The sequence below is a fragment of the Segetibacter aerophilus genome (assembly GCF_007991655.1).
In the GTDB taxonomy this organism is placed as follows: Bacteria; Bacteroidota; Bacteroidia; order Chitinophagales; family Chitinophagaceae; genus Segetibacter; species Segetibacter aerophilus.
Genome location: NZ_BJYT01000008.1, coordinates 1 through 19271, shown reverse-complemented (window position 1 = coordinate 19271; position 19271 = coordinate 1). Strand labels below are relative to the sequence as shown.

Here is a 19271-nt window from a genome sequence, read left to right as displayed (position 1 = left end):
GTCTGTATTAGTGGCTATAAATTGATAAGTCTGGCTGCATCCTTTGCAAAATAGGTTGCTATCAAATCTGCACCAGCTCTTTTAAATCCGGTTAAAGTTTCTAAAATGGCTTTTTCTTCGTTGATCCAACCCATTTTCGCAGCTGCTTTTATCATTGCATATTCGCCGCTAATGTTGTACACGCTAACAGGCACATCAACTGCATTTTTCACTTCTCTCACAATATCTAAATATGGAAGACCCGGCTTTACCATCACGATGTCTGCACCTTCTTCAATATCCATTAAAGCCTCTTTGATCGCTTCGATACGGTTTGAATAATCCATCTGGTAAGTCTTCTTATCGCCAAAACCTGGGGCGCTGTCTAAGGCATCTCTAAAAGGACCGTAAAAACAGGATGCGTATTTGGCGCTGTAAGCCATTATACCAACTTTGGTAAACCCGTTTTCTTCCAGCCCTTCTCTTATTGCACCGATACGTCCGTCCATCATATCGCTGGGAGCAACCATATCAACGCCCGCCTCAGCATGACTAACACTCATCTTTACCAGCGCTTCAACAGTTGGATCATTTACAATTTCTCCATTCTCCACTATTCCATCGTGACCATAAGAGGAATATGGATCCAGCGCAACATCAGTCATCACATACATACCAGGAACTGCATCTTTAATTGCCCGGATACTTCTTTGCATTAACCCGTCTTTGTTCCAGGCTTCCTTACCGGTGTTGTCTTTCCACTCATCTTTACATTTTATAAAAAGCAACACGCTTTTGATCCCCAGACTCCAAAGCTCTTTTACTTCTCTAACTGTCAGGTCAAGACTCCTGCGATAATAATTTGGCATGGACGCTATTTCTGTCTCCACATTTTCACCTTCATCTATAAAAAGTGGAGCTATAAAATCATTTGGAGAAACTGTTGCCTCCGCTACCAAACTTCTAATTGCCGGCGTTGCTCTTAATATTCTATTTCTTCTTTGTAGATACATTTGTTATTTCTGATTTGGAGATTTACTGACGTTTTGATTTTGTTCATCTCTTTTTCTCTTTGCAGTTATATCAGCAGCATTAAAAATGCATACTATTTTGTTTGCTTCTTTCAATAAATAATCTAGTTATTCTGATAGCGGTAATAGTTCTGCCTCTTTTGAAATTTCAAGCCAGTACAAAGACTTATCTGCCTCCTCTAACACAACTTCAATTTTGTATATAAAGTCTGCCTTCGATTTTCCTCGGCAAGCAGCTCTGTAATTTGCTCCTACAGAACCAGCCGCCCTAATAAGTTGTTTCGCTGTTTCATATCCTGCTGCATTTTTAGGATAATAAGTACATAACTTAAGGACGTCTACATGAAATTTCTTTGTCCCCTTTTGCAGTTCAAACTTGGTCACAGTTTTATGTATAGGAATTCCTAAAATCACCAATTCTTTACATCCCTACATCCCCAATTTCTTCCCCCACCCAATTTCTTGGATGCAAACAAGCTTGCAATAATTTATCTTCTTCGCTTCCCGGGTTTGGTTGATAATTATATTCAAACCTTACTGTTGGTGGCAAACTCATTAAAATACTCTCTATGCGACCATTTGTTTTTAGGCCAAAAATAGTTCCCCGGTCATGCACAAGATTGAACTCTACATAACGGCCACGTCTTATTTCCTGCCAGTGTTTGTTTTCTGTTGTAAATGCAATTTCTTTTCGTTTATTGACTATTGGAATATATGCATCAATAAAGGCAAAACCACACTCCCTTGCAAAATCCATCCAAAACTTCACATCCCTTTCTTCGGTCGGTTTCTGGTAGTCGTAAAAAATTCCGCCTATGCCTCGTCGCTCTTTATTTCTATGCCAATTGACGAAATAGTTATCACACTCTGCCTTGAACTTCTGATAAAAAGACTTATCGAACTTGTCACAAGCGTTTCTATAAGTATTGTGAAAATGCTTTGCATCTTCTTCAAATAAGTAGTAAGGCGTAAGGTCAGTTCCACCGCCAAACCAACGGTCTATCACTTCATCATTTTCATTGTACAACTCAAACATTCGGTAATTAGCATGAACTGTGGGAACAAAAGGATTGATTGGATGGATCACAAGACTCAGTCCGCATGCAAACCATTTTGCACCATCTATTTTTAACTGAGTTCGCATTGCATCTGTAACCTCTCCAAATACAATTGACGTATTTACCCCTCCTTTTTCAAATACATTTCCGTTTGCAATTACCCTTGTCTTTCCACCGCCACCCTCGGCTCGCTCCCACGCATCTTCAAAAAATTTTGCTTTGCCATCTGTCTGTTCCAGAGCTTCACAAATGTCATTTTGAAGCTGATGTATGAATAGTATCCATTGCTCTTTAATGCCCATTCCTGTGAGTTGTCAGTTGTTAGTTGTCAGTATTATTACTTTGGTTTATTAATCCAGTTAGCAACTTAAAAGTATTTACTATTAATTCTCCTATACTTTCTAAATCTTCCATTTTCAGGTACTTTAGTTCAAACGCAATACCAACAGCGGTGTCTACTTCTATTACTGAACCTCTTGAAATCTCAAAATATCTCTTTCTTTCAGCTATGGATTTCCGAGAGGCGCCTTCTGCTAAATTTAAATGAGCTGACAGCGCAGCTCTTCTTAATTGCTGCACCATTGCAAACCTTTCATCTGCTGGAAGAAGCCTCGTTACTTTGTAGCATTCCAGCGTAAACTTTCTTGTTTCTTGATAAGCATTCAGTTTAGTATGAGCTAATTGTAGGAACATTTCTTCTATTTTAATTGTAGAATAAAAATTTAAAAATTAGGTTTCGCTCACTCACTACTGACCACATACCACTCACACCCCATATTCCTTAACTGCGTCCACGAAAGCCTTTGCATGATCAACCGGAACATTTGGCATAATGCCATGACCGAGATTTGCAATGTATCGCTGTGTTCCAAACCCATCTATCATCTCTTTGACTGCTTTCCTGATTTCTGGAATTGGTGCAAGTAATTTCGAAGGGTCAAAGTTACCCTGGAGGGTTATACTGTTGTTAGTAAGTTCCCTTGCAAATTTTGGTTCGATGCACCAATCTAATCCAAGCCCCGCCGCGCTTGTTTGGCTTAAATCCTTCAACGCATACCACGTACCCTTTGGAAATAATATTACCGGGACAACGTCTTTTAACGCGTCCGCTATCTTAACCAAATAGGGCTGCGAATAAGTTTTAAAATCAGCCGGACTAAGTGAACCTGCCCAGCTGTCGAACACCTGAACCAAGTCTGCACCTGCTCTCGCCTGGGCTTTCAAATAATTTATGGTAATGTTTGTAATCTTTTGCAGTAGTTGGTGAGCTAGCTCAGGTTGGGTATAAGCAAACTGCTTTGCCTTGTCCCAGGTTTTACTTCCTTTTCCCTCGACCATATAGCATAAGATCGTCCAAGGGGCTCCGGCAAAACCTATTAGTGGAACTCTGCCGTTTAACTCTCTTTTTGTAAGGGATAGCGCATCCGTTACATACTTCAGGTTTTCTTCCACTCCGTCTGTCTGCAATGCATCGATGTCGCTTTGAGACTTCATCACATTGGGCAACGAAGGTCCTTTACCTTCTTCCATCAACACTTCAACACCCATAGCTTGTGGAATAACCAGGATATCAGAAAAAATAATGGCTGCATCTACTCCAACCTGGTCTATTGGCTGAAGAGTAATTTCTGTGGCGAGCTCCGGCGTTTGAACCCTTGTGAAGAAATCGTACTTTGCTTTTAGTTTCAAGTAATCGGGTAGATAGCGGCCTGCCTGTCGCATCATCCATACAGGCACACGTTCCGTTTTTTCTCCTTTTAAGGCTCTTAATACCAAGTCGTTTTTAAGTTCGGTCATTCCTATTTTTTGTATTAATTTTCAGGGTAAAAATGGTAACCAGAGTTTAAGCTTTTAGAGCAATATTTGCCGAAGCTCCTAAAACTACCAGTGTACAAGTGAGTGACACAACGATGTCGACAAAAGCAATGAAGTTTGGAAACTAAAACATTGAACTATCGCACTTTCATTAGCAGAATTAATCAGTTTTTCTACTAACATTCGTTGGCCTTTCCGTAAAGTATTCAATTGCTTTATCAATCAATTGATCCTTCGCCGGAAAGTCACTTACAATAATGCTATTTGTACTGAATTGTTTGATAGCACTAGCAGTTGTATTACCAATGGCAAAAAAAATTGTCTCTGCAGCAGGCTTGTTATAAGAAAAGAAACTGTGAACAGCACTGGGGCTAAAAAACAAAAGGCCGTCGTAAGTTTTGTTAGCAGATTGGGGCGTCTCAATAGTTTCGTACACTACCAATTCTTCTACCTCTATGTTCTGCTTCTGTAATAGTGTTGGCAGTTCTTCTCGCCTCTTGTTACCACAAAAGAAATAAACACTTTTTTCCTTATTCTCAATAATTCTATCCGCTAGTTCATTTGCATCTTTGGCTGTAAAAATCACGTTGTCATAAGGCCAATATTTTTTTACCAGGGTAAAAGTTGCTCCTCCAATACAATAGATTTTCCAATCGGGCATGAGGGGGGTAATGGGTACTGTTTCAACCACAATTTCCACGGCATTCATACTTGTAAAAACTACAGTCGCCTTTTCACCCGCTATAGAATTGATGCGCCCTGCAACTTTATTTGAAATCATCTTTTTTACCTCAATAAAGGCAATAGTATCAATGACAATATTTTGATGAGCTGCTTTTTCGATAAGTGCTCCATCTACAGGCCTCGTGCTCAATATGCAGACTTCCTTATCTTTCATGATGAATACTGTCAGCAATTTCCTGACCTCCAATTGCCAGGATTTCCAAAGCCGCAATTTCCCCAAATGTTGGAGCTTCGCTGATTGTTACAGACTTTTCTATGTCAACTCTCTTACCTCCGTCTACTGTAAATATGTTCCCTTTAAAAACAAGTGTTTCACCGCTTACTTCCGCGAGAGCGCTAATGGGTGTGGAGCATCCGCCAAGCAACGTTCTTAAAAAATCCTTTTCTACTTTGGTACATAATGCGGTTTCCTCGTGATTAAAGTTTTGACAAGCTTCATAAGAAAACACATCTTCATTTCGGCAAACAACTACAATTGCTCCCTGCGCCGGCGCCGGAAGCATCCAATCAAGTTCAATGGAAGTTCCTGGTCTTAAGTTAATTCTCTCCAAACCTGCCGCAGCGAAAATGGCCCCGTTCCAATCGCTTTCCTCAACTTTGCGCAGCCTGGTATTTACGTTGCCTCTCAGGTTCTCAATCTTGTGATTGGGATATCGATTAAGCCACTGTGCTTTTCGGCGGATACTACTAGTCGCTATCAAACCATCTGAGTTTCTGGTTTCTAAAAAAGAAACATCGCCCTTGTAAACGAACAGATCTTTATAGGAAGCTCTTTCTAAAACCGCACATTGCACAATACCTTTTGGAAGTTGAGTAGGAACGTCTTTCATGCTGTGTACAGCAATATCAATCCTATTGTTAAGTAAGGCTATATCAAGACTACGGGTAAAAATTCCTTGAACGCCAATTTCATATAAGGGAGTTTGTAAGTCTATATCTCCTTCACTTTTGATAAAAACAAGTTCTGCATCAAATCCGCTTTTCGCCAAAAGTTCCTTTACCCTATTAGCCTGCCACACCGCGAGTTGACTTTCCCGCGTACCAATTTTTATAACCTTATTCATTACTAATTGCGATGGGTAGTTATAAAATCATTGATGGCTTCTATGTAAGAACATCCCGGCTGGTGTTGCTGGCGCATTTTTACAGCCATATTTTTTATAACCTTTTGTATAGCCTGCACATTTACAGGATTGAGAGAAGTGGTATTGGAAGTATAAGAAGAGTAGGAAGATAAATATAATTCGCAGTTGTGCATGTCATGCAACTTTTGCTTAACTGCTTTTATGAATGGTACATTTTTGCGCATATGACTCCATTCTAAAAACTCTTCTTTGTGCTCTGCTATAATTGCTTTAGCAGCAGGAATTTCTGCTACACGCTTTTGAAGCGTTTCATCTTTAAGTTTAGATAACTGATCTACGTTAATAAGTGTAACATTAGATAGTTCTTGTGCTTCCTTCTCTACATTATAAGGGATGGATAAGTCTATGATAAGCTTATCTCCGAAATTTTCTAAATGAGATTTTAAAATAATAGGCTCGTTGCTGTTGGTGGCAACCAGTATAATATCTGAAGATTGAACGTATGAAGAAAGATCATCCATTGAGGCCGATTGTAAACCTAATTCACTCGCCAATTCTCTAGCCTTTTCCTCGGTGCGATTGATAAGAGTGATCCTTTTTGTATTAAGATAGTCTACGAGGTTTTTGCAGGTATTTCTTCCTATTTTGCCGATACCCAATAACAAAATGTTTTTATCGGCTATTTTAGAAACATTCTTTTTAATGTATTGGACCGCTGCAAATGACACTGATACCGTTCCCCCGCTTAATGCAGTCTTATTTTTAATAACCTTTGTTGATTGTATTACACTGTTCACCAATCTTTCAGTGAACGCGCCAATAAAACCACTTTCTTTTGAAAACTTTACGGCTAACTTTAATTGGCCTATGATTTCATAGTCTCCTAATATTTGCGATTCTAGTCCCGCTCCCACTTCAAAGATATGTTGGATAGCTTCAGACCCTTGTTTGACATAACACAACTTCTTAAACATTTCAATGTCTCCTTCTGTCTGGCTACAAAGAACTTCTACAAGTTGACAAGCGTTGTCAGCAAACCCATAAATCTCAGTTCGGTTGCAGGTAGAAAGAATAAAAAACTCAGAAAGGCCAAACGAGGGGGCTATAGACAGAATATTAGCATATTGAATATTGTTGATAGCAAATTGTCCCCTAACTGAAGCATCTGTTTTTTTATAGTTTATTCCAACGATGAAAAATCCAGAAATATTTTGCTGCTTGTCTGCTACCATTTAGTGTTTCTTAATTCTGTATTGCAAAGGTAATTGCAGGTAAAGGAGTGACATAATTTGTCTGTCACGTAGTTGTCATAAAAAAACATGACTCCTATCCGGGTTTTAACGATTACAACATTCTATTCTCGTTATCTCGATTACTCTTTCAATCGCACGAATCATCTTAAGTGCTAGAAACTATCAAAAAAGTTAAGATAAAATCTAAACTAACGTTTGTTAGTTTAGATTTTTTGTTATTACTTTGGCAAAGCAAGTAGTTCAAGCATTTGGGCTTACTTGCCGTTAGATTGCTGTTTTTGCTAATAGAAATTAAGGGTTAACAGGGCGTGATTTATATCATGCCCTGCTTTTTTTTACTTACTCCAAATTCAAAAGCTTTTTGATGAGATTCCACTCTCTAAAAAAGAATTACTAACGTTTGTTAGTGACATAAAAATGATGTTTCTTTGTTTTCGCCTTTAACGATTAGCCAGTCATTGAAAATCTAAAGATTTATTTGCCAATTGATAATACCGGCCTCTACGATTGTTCTTGCTTTTTTTCTAGTCTTATTTTAGTTTGCGTCTTACTTCCATTTAGGTTAACGCTGTAGTTATTATTGTGGAGGCTTTTCTTATAAATTAGGGAAGCCTCCTTTTTTATTTTCAAAGCATCCATCCTCGCTTGTTCAGGCAATTAAAAAAGAATTAAAAATGTTACTAACGGTTGTTAGCATAAAAAAGTTGAGTTTCTTTGCTTCAGCAATTCAGTAGTGATTTGCTTCTAACGATAACAATACTTGCTTCTACGATTGATTAACTGTATGAAACCTTCTACGATTGCAATATGAAACATAGAAGGACTTCAAATTAAAATTTTGGCACGGTTGAATACCGTGCCTTTTTTATTTCCCACTAACTGTCGTTATTTCTCTCTATTTCCAGTCTCTACTCCTAACACTACGTTTGAACTTTTCTTGATGTGAGGGGTTTACATTTGCTGTTTATTTTACATTATGGCTAAAAGAGGTATTATTTTAATGAATCTTGGTTCACCTGACTCTACCGAGGTTAAAGATGTTCGAAAATATTTAATGGAGTTTTTGATGGATGAAAGGGTAATTGACTATCCTTACATATTTAGGTTATTGCTGGTTGGAGGTATTATTGCGCCTTTTCGCGCTCCTAAATCTGCGGAAGCGTACAAATCGGTGTGGACTCAGGAAGGCTCACCCTTGATCGTTCTGACAAAACAATTGCAGCAAGCCCTCCAGCCAAATGTTGAGGAGCCGGTGGAGATTGCGATGCGATACGGCCACCCAACGATGGAAGAGGCTTACGAAAAATTAGCTGCAAGAGTACCAGATCTCGAAGAAGTAATTGCGATTCCTTTATATCCTCATTATGCGATGTCTTCTTATGAAACTGCTGTGGAGCATGCCAAGTCGGTGCATAAAAAGAAAAAATATTCTTTTTCGTTATCGTTTATAAAACCTTTTTATAACGAGCCCCACTATATTTCTGCTTTAACGGAAAGTATTAAACCATACTTACAACAGGAGTATGACCAGGTGCTGTTTAGTTATCATGGCCTTCCTCAGCGACACATGACAAAAGCAGATCCAACTGGTAAACACTGCATGAAGGTGCAGAATTGTTGTGAAGTGTCTTCACCTGCCCATGCCACATGTTACCGCCACCAATGTTGGACTACAACTCAGATGTTAGTTAATGAGCTTAACATTCCTTCTAGCAAAGTCGGCTTCTCTTTTCAATCACGGCTTGGAAGCGAGGAATGGTTGAAACCTTATACAGCCCTACGATTGAAGGAGTTGCCGGGCGAAGGGGTTAAAAAGCTTGTGATTCTTTGCCCTGCTTTTGTAAGTGATTGCCTTGAAACGTTGGAGGAAATTGCAATGGCGGGGAAAGAAACTTTTCTTCATGCGGGTGGCGAAAGTTTTATGGTAATCCCTTGCCTAAATGTCCATCCGCTTTGGGTACAATCACTCGTAACTTGGGTGCAAGACTTTGCTGCGGGTAAACGAGATATGGTACTTACCTAAACACTTATTACTGTCATACTAGGATTGAAAGGGCAAGGCATCAATATTACTATTCATCTTTTTGCCTTGAATTGTCGAAATATGAATAACTGTTGCAGTGAGTGACACAACAATGTTGAATATCGCAAGAATGCCCAGCGAAAAAAATACCTCTATAACTTAGCGGCATGTACAATTACATAAAAGCATTACATATCATTTTTGTGGTTACATGGTTTAGCGGGATGTTTTATATGCCGCGGCTATTTATTTACAACACCGAAGCACTGGAACAACCTGCGCCAACTAAAGAAATTCTACAGAGGCAGTTTAATGTAATGATGAAACGATTGTGGTACGGTATTACCTGGCCTTCTGCAATCCTTACGCTGGGTTTTGGCCTTTTTACCATGATAAATGGAAATTGGCATAAAACAATTTTTCAGCCTGAAGGCAGGTGGCTTCTTGTAAAGCTTGGATTTGTTGTACTACTGTACCTGTATTTCTTTACCCTACATCGGATTTTTAAACAACAGCTGGTCAACACTTTCAAACACACTTCACAACAACTAAGAATTTGGAACGAGGTAGCTACTGTTTTTTTAATAGCAATTGTAATGTTAGCAGTTGTAAAACAAAGCATGAGCTTTGTCTGGGGTCTCATTGGGCTTTTTTTGTTTATCATTCTGCTGATGACTGCCATTAAGATTTATAAAGCTATTCGTACTAAACGTTCCTGATCTTTTAATTTTTAACCCCGCTCACATGCCCCGACTGCTTGTTGTTGTTATTATATTTTCATTACTCAATGTTGCTTGTAAATCAACTAACGCGGTTGACACAATTGTGCATAACGGGGTTGTGTACACGGTTGATGAAAACTTCAAAACGGTAGAGGCTTTTGCTGTAAAGGGTGGAAAAATTGTTGCAACAGGTACTAACAACGAAATTCTAAAAAAGTATGAAGCAAATCAAACAATCGACGCAAAGGGACAAGCTGTTTATCCTGGATTAATTGACGCGCATGCGCATTTTTTAGGGTATGGGCAATCGCTGTTTATGGTTGATCTTTTTGGTGCCGCAACCTGGGAAGAAGCGGTAGAAAGAGTAAAAAAGTTTGCAAAAGAACATCCGGAAGAAAAATGGATTAAAGGCAGAGGCTGGGATCAAAATAAATGGCCGGGCAAATTGTACCCTACAAATGATAAGTTGAACGAAGCATTTCCGGGAACGCCGGTGATATTGACAAGGGTCGACGGACATGCTGCTATCGTGAATCAAAAAACGCTTGACCTGGCAGAAATACATGCAGGACAGACCTTGACGGGCGGAGAAATTGAGACAAAAGAAGGCAAGCTCACCGGCCTCCTAATAGATAATGCGGTTGACCTAGTAACCGGCAAGGTGCCACCAAGTACAATAGATGATTATTTAAAATGGTTATCAAAAGCTCAAAAGAACTGTTTTGAAGCCGGTCTTACTACCGTGGCTGATTGTGGTCTCATGTACAATGACGTCGAGACAATTGATGGTTTACAAAAGGAAGGTAAGCTCGACATGCGTTTATATGTAATGCTAAGCGATGATACTGCAAACTACAACAGGTATCTGCACAAAGAACCTTACAAATCGGATAAGATGTTTGTGAAAGGCATTAAGGTGTACGCAGATGGAGCACTGGGAAGCAGGGGTGCTTGTTTATTGGAACCTTACTCGGACAAGAAAGGATGGTCAGGATTTCTGCTGAAGGACAAAAAATATTTTGACAGCATAGCAGGTGTAATTGCCAAAACAAATTACCAGATGTGTACACATGCAATAGGCGACAGTGCTAACCGCGAAATGCTGAGGATTTACAACAGGGCGTTAAATGGCAAAAACGACAAGCGTTGGAGAATAGAACATGCGCAGATTATCAATGCGGCCGATTTTACCTTGTTTGGAACATCCAGTATAATTCCCTCTGTTCAGCCGACACATGCTACAAGCGATATGTATTGGGCCGAAGAAAGATTAGGACCAGGCAGAATAAAAAGCGGATATGCATTTAAGCAATTGTTGCGGCAGAACGGTTGGATACCTTTAGGTACCGATTTTCCTGTAGAAGACATAAGTCCCTTTAAAACCTTTTTAGCTGCGGTGTTTAGAAAGGACTCGAAAGGATTTCCTGAAGGAGGCTTTCAGTCTGAAAATGCTTTAACGAGAGAAGAAACTATTAAGGGAATGACGATCTGGGCAGCAAGATCTTGCTTTTTAGAAAACGAAGTAGGCAGCATCGAAGCAGGCAAAAAAGCAGATTTCATCATACTTAGTCAAGACTTAATGAAAGTTGCAGGTAAGGATGTTTTAAATACAAAAGTTGTAAATACGTATATCGGAGGAAAAAAGGTTTTTTAGTGGAGGCCCTCCTGACATGATCCGCTACAGACGCAAAATTTTAGCTAGGGAAAAAATCGCTGATAAAAACATTAATAGTACAAGAATGCGACGCAACTATGTTGAAGTAAGCACTACAACTCATGTCCAAATCTTCTTCTTTTATATACAATTCACACCAAATCCACAGGTAGACAAACTAGGGTTAAAAGGCCTCCTTTTATGCCCGAAAAACCCTTTATTTTTCTTACTTTTGCGCACCTGCAGGAATTCAATAAAAAGCAGGAAAATCAAGCAGTTATGTCAGATGAAATTGTAAATGATGCCGCCGCGCAAAATAAGAATTATGGTGCCGACAGTATCCAGGTTTTAGAGGGTTTAGAAGCTGTGCGTAAAAGACCGGCAATGTATATTGGCGATGTAGGTGTAAAGGGACTTCACCATCTTGTGTATGAAGTGGTAGACAACAGTATTGACGAAGCACTTGCAGGGTATTGTAAAAACATAAATGTTACTATTCACGAAGACAATTCGATTAGTGTAAGTGATGATGGTCGTGGTATTCCAACAGCTATACATACTAAAGAAAACAGGAGTGCACTCGAGGTTGTAATGACCGTATTGCATGCCGGTGGTAAGTTTGATAAGAATACTTACAAGGTAAGCGGAGGACTACACGGAGTAGGCGTGAGTTGCGTAAATGCGTTAAGTACTACTCTGCAAGTTACTGTACACCGTGAAGGGAAAATCTTCGAGCAGGAATATCATTGTGGAGTACCGCAATATCCAGTGAGAGAAATAGGTACATCAGAAACTACCGGAACTACTGTGCATTTCTGGCCTGACTATACCATTTTCCAGGAGTCAGTTTACAAAAGAGATATTTTAGAAGGAAGGCTCAGAGAGCTTTCTTACCTGAACCGAAGAATCACCATAAATATAACAGACTTACGGGAATTGGATGAAGAAGGAAAGCCTTACTTCAAAAGCTTTTATAGCGAAGGCGGGATAGTTGAGTTCGTAGAAATGCTAGATAAAAATGGACATCGTACTGCACTTATTCCAAATACCCTGTTTGTAGAAGGATTGGATGAAGCCAACATGGTAGCGGTTGAAGTTGCAATGACTTATAACGATGATTTTAAGGAGCACATTTTTTCTTACGTCAATAACATCAACACCATTGAAGGCGGCACTCACGTTACCGGCTTTAGACAAGCGCTAACCAGAGTTTTTAAAACTTATGGTGATAAAAATGGTTTGTTTGAAAAAGCAAAAGTGGTTGTTGAGGGCGATGATTTCAGGGAAGGGTTGAGTGCGATCATTTCTGTAAAAGTGCCCGAACCGCAGTTTGAAGGTCAAACAAAAACGAAACTTGGCAATAGTGAAGTTAGTGGTATTGTGCAGACAACTGTTGCGCGAGCCTTAGAAGCTTATTTAGAGGAAAACCCGAGAGAAGCAAAAAATGTAATCTCGAAAATAGTTTTAGCAGCGCAGGCAAGAGTAGCAGCTAAAAAGGCGCGCGAAATGGTACAGCGTAAGACAGTGTTAAGCGGTGGTGGACTGCCCGGTAAACTGGCAGATTGTTCCGAAAGAGATCCAACAAAAACTGAATTATATTTAGTTGAGGGAGATTCGGCAGGTGGTACAGCTAAGCAAGGTCGTGAAAGAAGTTTCCAAGCAATTCTTCCATTGCGGGGAAAAATATTGAACGTGGAAAAGGCGATGGAGCATAAAATCTATGAAAACGAAGAGATCCGAAATATGTACACTGCGTTAGGTGTTACAGTTGGTACTCCTGAAGATCCTAAACAACTTAACCTTGCAAAGCTCAGGTATCATAAGCTTATCATTATGACTGATGCTGACGTAGACGGAAGTCATATAGCTACCTTAATTCTCACCTTTATCTTCCGTTATATGAAAGAACTGGTTGAAGCGGGTTACGTTTATATTGCTCAGCCCCCTTTGTACCTGGTTAAGAAGGGCAAAGAGCAAGAGTATGCTTACAGTGAAGAGCAACGCAAACATTGGGTAGAAAAGTTAGGTGGGGGAAAAGATGACAGCGTTACCATTCAACGATATAAAGGCTTGGGAGAAATGAACTCAGAGCAATTGTGGGAGACTACAATGGATCCTGCACGCCGCACGCTTAAAAGAGTTACCATTGAGAGTGCTGCAGAAGCAGATCGCGTATTTAGTATGTTGATGGGGGATGAAGTTGCACCAAGAAGAGAGTTTATCGAGAGTCATGCTAAATACGCTAAAATCGATGTCTAACATTTAGGAGGAATACAATTTGCATATGTAATTTGACATTTATTAATTGTTTAATTCTTAAAATTAATTTAGATGAAAAAATTACTACTTATTGCTTTCGGAGTATTCCTTGTTACCACCCAGCTAAGCGCTCAGACAGAAAAAGGTAGAGTAATGGTTGGTGGCGAACTACTTTTACTTGGCCGTTCTGGCAATACTACCTTTTCCGCTTCGCCTAATGTAGGCTACTTCTTTATGGACAATGTGGCTGCGGGAGCAGAATTTAATTTAATAACTGGTGGAGGTTATACCAACTGGGGCCTTGGTCCCTACGTAAGAGCCTACTTCGCAGGAAATCCAACTGGTAAACTGTTTGCCCAAGCTGGACTTTCACTCGCTGGTTCTTCCGGTAGTAATACCAGTACTGGCTTTTCTGGCAGAGTTGGATATGCTTCCTTCTTAACTAAAAATGTTGCACTTGAAGTTGCTGCAAGAATATTAACAGGAGGTGGAACCATTTATGGACTCGGCGCTGGTTTCCAAATCCATCTTTAATAAAATAATTAATTTAGGACTTGATTGAAGGCCATCCAATTTATAGGATGGCTTTTTTTATTCCTTAAAGGAAACCTTCATTGAAAGATGAAAGCCTTAGCAAGCTTTTGATGTTTTAGTTGAGAAATTTGTTTTTCTTAAAAAATTTGTAGCTTGTGTGCCGTTAGAGAAATTTGTATTCCCTAATTAAAAAAACAAAAAACGATGGATACTTCAAAAATGATTAAAGCTTATTGTTTAAAAACAAAAGAGAAAAATGTGCCCATGCATGAAGCTGTTATTACTAAAACAGCTAGAGGTGGTTACATGGCTGGTGGTCATGATGGGAAAGGCAATAAGATGGCAGCAATTCTAAGTGAGTCAAAGGCCCTACAAGCGATAGAAGACGGTGTTGCAAAAAAAGGATTTTAAAAGAACGAATTATATTATAATAACTGGAAACTTCACGATTGTGAAGTTTTTTTCATTTATGCTATGTGGAATGTGGGTTGAAAATTAATTTGATAGAGGCGCTTTTTGGTAGACGTAATTACAAGCTTTCTAAATGTACTCTTTCAATCACAAAACTTTCAATTGGAGAAGGGCTTGCAAGGCAGCTTGAATAAGATGGGGCAATATTGAATTCCTTTAAATAGTAACGTTTATTATTAAAAGTACCGACGTTTCCATCTAATTCTAATTTATAGATATCATCTACTAAACCGCAGCCATCTGCCTTTAATATCGCTTCTTTAGCTGACCAGATTTTAAAAAAAGAGGCGTATTTATCATCAGCATTCTTTATCGCCATTTCATCATTATTGTTCAGGATATTACTAAAATCTTTAAAATCAACAACCTGAATTCTCTCTATGTCTACACCCACCATCTGGGCATCAGAAAACGCACAAATCACAAAGTCACCTGAATGACTAACATTAAAATCCCCCTTCAAGGTTTTAATAAACGGCCTATTAGATTTTGTATACGATAAATGCTGTAAGAGCGTGGTGTGGTAACCGTTCTTTTCGAGATGTTCGGCTATTAATAACTTCCCTAATAAGTATGCTTGCTTGTCTTGCCATCTTCTGTATAAAGAAGCTTTCCTTTTTTCAGCCGGTCCAATCAACGCTTCAATTGTATCTATAACTTCTTGCGTTAACTGCTTCTTATTTTCTATGTAAAAAGCTTTAATCATTTCGTCAAAGCATCCTCAATAATTTTACCTATCTGCTTTTCGTGATCGTAAATAAAAAAATGGTTACCTGGAAGTCTATAAAGTTTAATAGGAATTAGTGTTTCATTTTGCCATTGCAGAATGTCCTCCTCCTGCATATCCTCCTTGTCACCGACCATAACAGTTAATGGAATTTTTAAAGGTTCAGTGCCCTCGTATTGATAACTTTCAGAGATTTTAAAATCTGCCCTTAAAATAGGTTCAAAGTACTCGAGCATTTCTTCATGTCCTAAAATTTCATCCGGCAGACCGCCTAGTTCTTTAACTGCCGTAACAAATTCATTTTTTGGAAGTAAATGTTTAGGAGACTTTCTTGCAGGAACAGAAGGTCCATCGGTACCAGAAACAAATAAATGAATTGGCATTTTTTTACCTTCTTCTCTTATTCGTAACGTCAACAAATATGCAATTTTTGCTCCCATACTATGACCATAAATTGCATAAGGCTTGTCAAGTAGAGGAGTTATACTTTTAAAAACATCGTCAACTACTTCACTTATATTTTCTGCAAAATCTTCTTTAGCTCTTGTACCCCTTCCCCGGTATTCCAAGAAGTGGCAGGATATGTTTTTAGGTAAAACCTTTTTTAAAAAGGCTAAAGAATATTTAGATCCGCCTGCAAAGGGTAAACAAAAGACTGTGATATTACTCATGACTAGAAGTGATATAATTCAAACAAAAATCAGGAAATATCAAAAATAGAATCTCTTGTTCTGAAAAATGTTTTATTTCAAATTTTCTATTGAAATAAGATACCAACGCTGATTCTTTGAAACTGATTAAGATTTATGGTTGGAGAAAAATCCCGTAAATCTTTATAGGATACTGTTTTTTACCTGTAACCCATCGCCTGCAATTCAAATAGCTCGGCATATTTTCCGTTCTGGTGTAGCAACTCGTCGTGGCTTCCAACTTCAAGCAACTCACCTTTTTCCAAAACTAGAATACGGTCTGCCATTCTAACTGTAGAAAAACGGTGAGATATAAGTAATGCCGACTTGTTTTTTGTCAATTCAGAAAACCGTTGGAATACCTCGTATTCAGATTTAGCATCCAGAGCAGCCGTTGGCTCGTCAAGAACCATCAGTTGGGCGTCTCTCATGTAAGCTCTGGCCAACGCTATTTTTTGCCATTCCCCGCCTGATAACTCAACTCCTTGTTGAAAATGTCTTCCTAACATCTGGTCATACTGTTTTGGCAATTTTTCTATAAAAATATTTGCCAAACTTTTTTTGGCCGATTTTGCAATCAACGTATGGTTGTTCATCTCACTGATGTTTCCTACCGCAATATTTTCAGTAGTAGTCATCTGGTATTTCAGAAAATCCTGGAAAATAATGCCAATTTCAAGTCGCAATTCGGCAAGATCATATTCTCTTAAATCAACCCCATCCAATAAAATCCTGCCTTCAGTAGGGTCATATAACCGAACCAAAAGTTTCACCAATGTTGTTTTGCCTGCCCCATTCTCTCCTACCAAAGCCAGTTTCTCACCTGCATGAAGAGTAAAATTCAAGTTTCTATTTGCCCATTTTGTAGAGTTATTATATTTGAAACCCACATTTTCGAACGTAAACCCTTCTTTAATCGGACGAGGAAAAGGCTTGGGATTAACGGGAAGCTTAATCTTTGGCATAATTTCAAAGAATTCAAAGAAGTCTCGCAGGTAAATTGCTCCCTGAGAAACTGTGCTAAAACGCTTCATTAAATTTTGCAAAACCCCACTTACTTGCCTGATAGAACCAAGCAAAAAAGTTAGATCACCGATTGATATACTACCCATGAGAACTTTCTGAATTATATATACAAAAGCAGAATAGTACCCAACAGAGCCTGTAATTGCAAGAATAATAGCCCAGGCTGACCGCTTTGTCTCAAGTGCTCTAATGTCAAAGTAGAGCCGATTGGATATATTGCGAAACCTGTTTACAAAAAAAGTAGACAAATCGAAAGCCCTCACCTCCTTGGCAGTTATATCGCTTGTACCAAGAGAACTTATATATTCCATCTCCCGGCGCCTTTCCATCTGGCTACGAATAAGGCTGTAATTTTTATTATTAAAATAATATTCCCCCAGGAAGGACGGAAGGGTCGAAATGAATAATATAATAGTAAACCAAGGGTTAAACAGCACTAATCCTGAAATCAAAAAACAAACAGTAACTGTGTCTTGCAATTGACCAAAGACGTTTGTTAAAAGTACAGTTCTGCCAATACACTGCTGTCTTGCTCTTTCTAACTTGTCATAAAAAACTGAGTCTTCAAATTGTTCAAGATCAAGCTTAGATGCGTGTGTCATAATTCTCATAAAAGAATAGTTGGACAATCGATCCCCAAGCAAAACGTCAACTAATAAAATAACCCGGTTTAAGGCATTTGTAGTAATAACTAACCCAAATTCAATAGCAACCAGTTGCCATAAATAAGAGTGAGAAAGAGTTTTATCACTATTATGTATCAGCATCACGACCTCGTTAATAAACAACTTGCCAACATAAAGTATTGCAACTGGCAATGCTGCTAAAATGATACGAGTAACTACAGTTACTATTGTAAGATAGGGGTTAGTCTCCCACACCATTTTTAGTAAGCGAGGTATATTATTTAATGCTCTTAGACGATCCCTAAAACTTATAGCATCTGCTGATGTCTTTTCACCTTTCATAAATCTCTAGCTCTAAAACTTACGCCCCCTCACTATTTTGAAGGGAGCAAAAATTGTTAGTTTTTCTAAAAAAAATTGTTTTTATAATGCAATTGGTAGACTAAAAGTTTTATAAAACTGTTTTTGTTCCAATTAAGAAGGAAACGCTTTTGTTGTCTTTTTATTGAATAAAATAACTGAGTTCATTCTTTTTGTCTCATTTGTCAGTCTTATTATGCTTATCTAATTCTTGTTGGAGCAGGAAAGCAAACTCTTTTGCATTTGTTGATTCGAAAATGGTAGAATGTTCCCCCTCAATCTCATACATCGTTACCGACTTAACGTAAGGCTTCCATATATTTTTAGTACTGTCATTTAAAGCAAACTTCCTGAAACTAACATTTCTTTCAATATCCAGAAAATAGTAATGATCTTTAGCGTAGAAGACTAATATGTCGCGATTATAGGGAGTTATTTTATAATTTTTTGTAGCGTGAACGAAATTATGTTCCAAAGTTTTAAAAAGATCGACAGATACATCTTTTACCCCATCTCTGTTGTACTTGTTGGCAAACAGTTTTAGCTTCTCTACCTTATTTTCGAGTGCATAGCGCGTGTACTTGCTAAATAAGTGCGTTTCAAATCTTGCCTTCCAATATATCTGAGAAACTGATCTTTTTAACACATGAGGTATGTAGTACAAATTTTTGAACGATTTCTTTTCACGCTTTTTACGCTCGCCAATAATAGTATCAAACATTGCTAGTACCTCTACTTTCTTTCCTAATGCCTCTATTTGCTTAGCCATCTCAAAAGCAATAACACCTCCAACACAATGTCCTGATAAAGCGTAAGGGCCATCGGGATTCTCGGTCAAAATTTCATTTACATAATCCTTCGCAATACCCTCTACGGTATTGGGAAATTTCTCCAAATCTTTGATATCAGTAGGCTGTTGTAACCCATACACCGGCTGCTCAGGATGCAACATTTCGGCAAACTCCTTAAATTTATATACTGTTCCACCGCCTCCTGAAACAATATAAAGCGGAAGTCTCTGGCCTCCCTTTTTAATTTGCACAAGGGATTTTAAGGCAATTGTAGTATTCGAAATTGTGTCCTTTTTTTCTTCAATGCGTAAAAGCAGTTCGTATATAGACGGATTTAAAAACAGATCCTTAATAGTTATTCCAACATTCAAACTCTTATTAGTTGCAGCCACTACTCTTACTGCCATAAGTGAGTGTCCGCCGA

18 protein-coding genes are annotated in these 19271 nt (G+C 38.6%); 6 read left to right on the top strand and 12 right to left on the bottom strand.

Going from position 1 to position 19271, the window contains the following annotated elements:
• Positions 1-14 precede the first annotated feature (14 nt).
• The 8 genes from hemB to hemA form a co-directional block, all read right to left on the bottom strand.
• A complete protein-coding gene (hemB, locus tag SAE01_RS11580) occupies positions 15-992 on the bottom strand; it encodes a porphobilinogen synthase (protein ID WP_147203930.1) in 978 nt (325 codons plus the stop codon).
• A gap of 126 nt (positions 993-1118) precedes the next feature.
• Positions 1119-1394, bottom strand: a complete 276-nt coding sequence (locus SAE01_RS11575; protein WP_246113219.1) for a four helix bundle protein — start codon at positions 1392-1394, stop codon at positions 1119-1121.
• Between the two features lie 37 nt (positions 1395-1431).
• The gene (hemF, locus tag SAE01_RS11570; protein ID WP_147203929.1) at positions 1432-2370 is read right to left on the bottom strand and encodes an oxygen-dependent coproporphyrinogen oxidase; all 939 of its coding nucleotides are present in this window, start codon (positions 2368-2370) and stop codon (positions 1432-1434) included.
• 19 nt (positions 2371-2389) lie between these two features.
• Positions 2390-2761 (bottom strand): four helix bundle protein, encoded by a 372-nt coding sequence (locus tag SAE01_RS11565; RefSeq protein WP_147203928.1) that lies wholly within the window; start codon positions 2759-2761, stop codon positions 2390-2392.
• A gap of 72 nt (positions 2762-2833) precedes the next feature.
• Entirely contained in the window at positions 2834-3865 is a 1032-nt protein-coding gene (gene hemE, locus SAE01_RS11560) for a uroporphyrinogen decarboxylase (protein WP_147203927.1), read from the bottom strand.
• A gap of 178 nt (positions 3866-4043) precedes the next feature.
• Positions 4044-4781 carry a uroporphyrinogen-III synthase gene (locus tag SAE01_RS11555; protein WP_147203926.1) on the bottom strand — a complete coding sequence of 246 codons (738 nt, stop codon included), beginning with the start codon at positions 4779-4781 and terminating at the stop codon, positions 4044-4046.
• Entirely contained in the window at positions 4771-5691 is a 921-nt protein-coding gene (hemC, locus tag SAE01_RS11550) for a hydroxymethylbilane synthase (protein ID WP_147203925.1), read from the bottom strand. Before hemC ends, SAE01_RS11555 begins: the two co-directional genes overlap by 11 nt.
• 2 nt (positions 5692-5693) lie before the next feature.
• On the bottom strand, positions 5694-6944 hold the full coding sequence (hemA, locus tag SAE01_RS11545) for a glutamyl-tRNA reductase (RefSeq protein ID WP_147203924.1): 1251 nt from the start codon (positions 6942-6944) through the stop codon (positions 5694-5696).
• A gap of 997 nt (positions 6945-7941) precedes the next feature.
• Between hemA and hemH the strand changes: the two genes are divergently transcribed.
• The 6 genes from hemH to SAE01_RS11515 all read left to right on the top strand — a co-directional run bounded on the left by hemH (position 7942) and on the right by SAE01_RS11515 (position 14568).
• Entirely contained in the window at positions 7942-8988 is a 1047-nt protein-coding gene (gene hemH, locus SAE01_RS11540; RefSeq protein ID WP_147203923.1) for a ferrochelatase, read from the top strand.
• Positions 8989-9155: 167 nt separating this feature from the next.
• Positions 9156-9707, top strand: a complete 552-nt coding sequence (locus SAE01_RS11535) for a CopD family protein (protein ID WP_147203922.1) — start codon at positions 9156-9158, stop codon at positions 9705-9707.
• A 25-nt stretch (positions 9708-9732) separates the two neighbouring features.
• Complete coding sequence (locus SAE01_RS11530; protein ID WP_147203921.1) at positions 9733-11364, top strand: amidohydrolase; 1632 nt, start codon at positions 9733-9735, stop codon at positions 11362-11364.
• A gap of 201 nt (positions 11365-11565) precedes the next feature.
• The gene (gyrB, locus tag SAE01_RS11525) at positions 11566-13623 is read left to right on the top strand and encodes a DNA topoisomerase (ATP-hydrolyzing) subunit B (RefSeq protein ID WP_174834613.1); all 2058 of its coding nucleotides are present in this window, start codon (positions 11566-11568) and stop codon (positions 13621-13623) included.
• Between the two features lie 72 nt (positions 13624-13695).
• Positions 13696-14157, top strand: coding sequence for a hypothetical protein (locus SAE01_RS11520; protein ID WP_147203920.1), 462 nt, complete (start codon positions 13696-13698; stop codon positions 14155-14157).
• A gap of 204 nt (positions 14158-14361) precedes the next feature.
• A complete protein-coding gene (locus SAE01_RS11515; RefSeq protein WP_147203919.1) occupies positions 14362-14568 on the top strand; it encodes a hypothetical protein in 207 nt (68 codons plus the stop codon).
• 118 nt (positions 14569-14686) lie between these two features.
• Here the strand turns inward: SAE01_RS11515 and SAE01_RS11510 are convergent, their stop codons facing one another.
• From SAE01_RS11510 to SAE01_RS11495, 4 genes are all read right to left on the bottom strand, one after another.
• Positions 14687-15334 carry a 4'-phosphopantetheinyl transferase family protein gene (locus SAE01_RS11510; protein WP_147203918.1) on the bottom strand — a complete coding sequence of 216 codons (648 nt, stop codon included), beginning with the start codon at positions 15332-15334 and terminating at the stop codon, positions 14687-14689.
• On the bottom strand, positions 15331-16026 hold the full coding sequence (locus tag SAE01_RS11505; protein ID WP_147203917.1) for a thioesterase II family protein: 696 nt from the start codon (positions 16024-16026) through the stop codon (positions 15331-15333). Before SAE01_RS11505 ends, SAE01_RS11510 begins: the two co-directional genes overlap by 4 nt.
• Positions 16027-16205: 179 nt before the next feature.
• Positions 16206-18038 (bottom strand): ABC transporter ATP-binding protein, encoded by a 1833-nt coding sequence (locus SAE01_RS11500; RefSeq protein ID WP_147203916.1) that lies wholly within the window; start codon positions 18036-18038, stop codon positions 16206-16208.
• 196 nt (positions 18039-18234) lie between these two features.
• On the bottom strand, positions 18235-19271 hold a 1037-nt coding region (locus SAE01_RS11495), incomplete at its 5' end, for a thioesterase domain-containing protein (protein ID WP_218029141.1).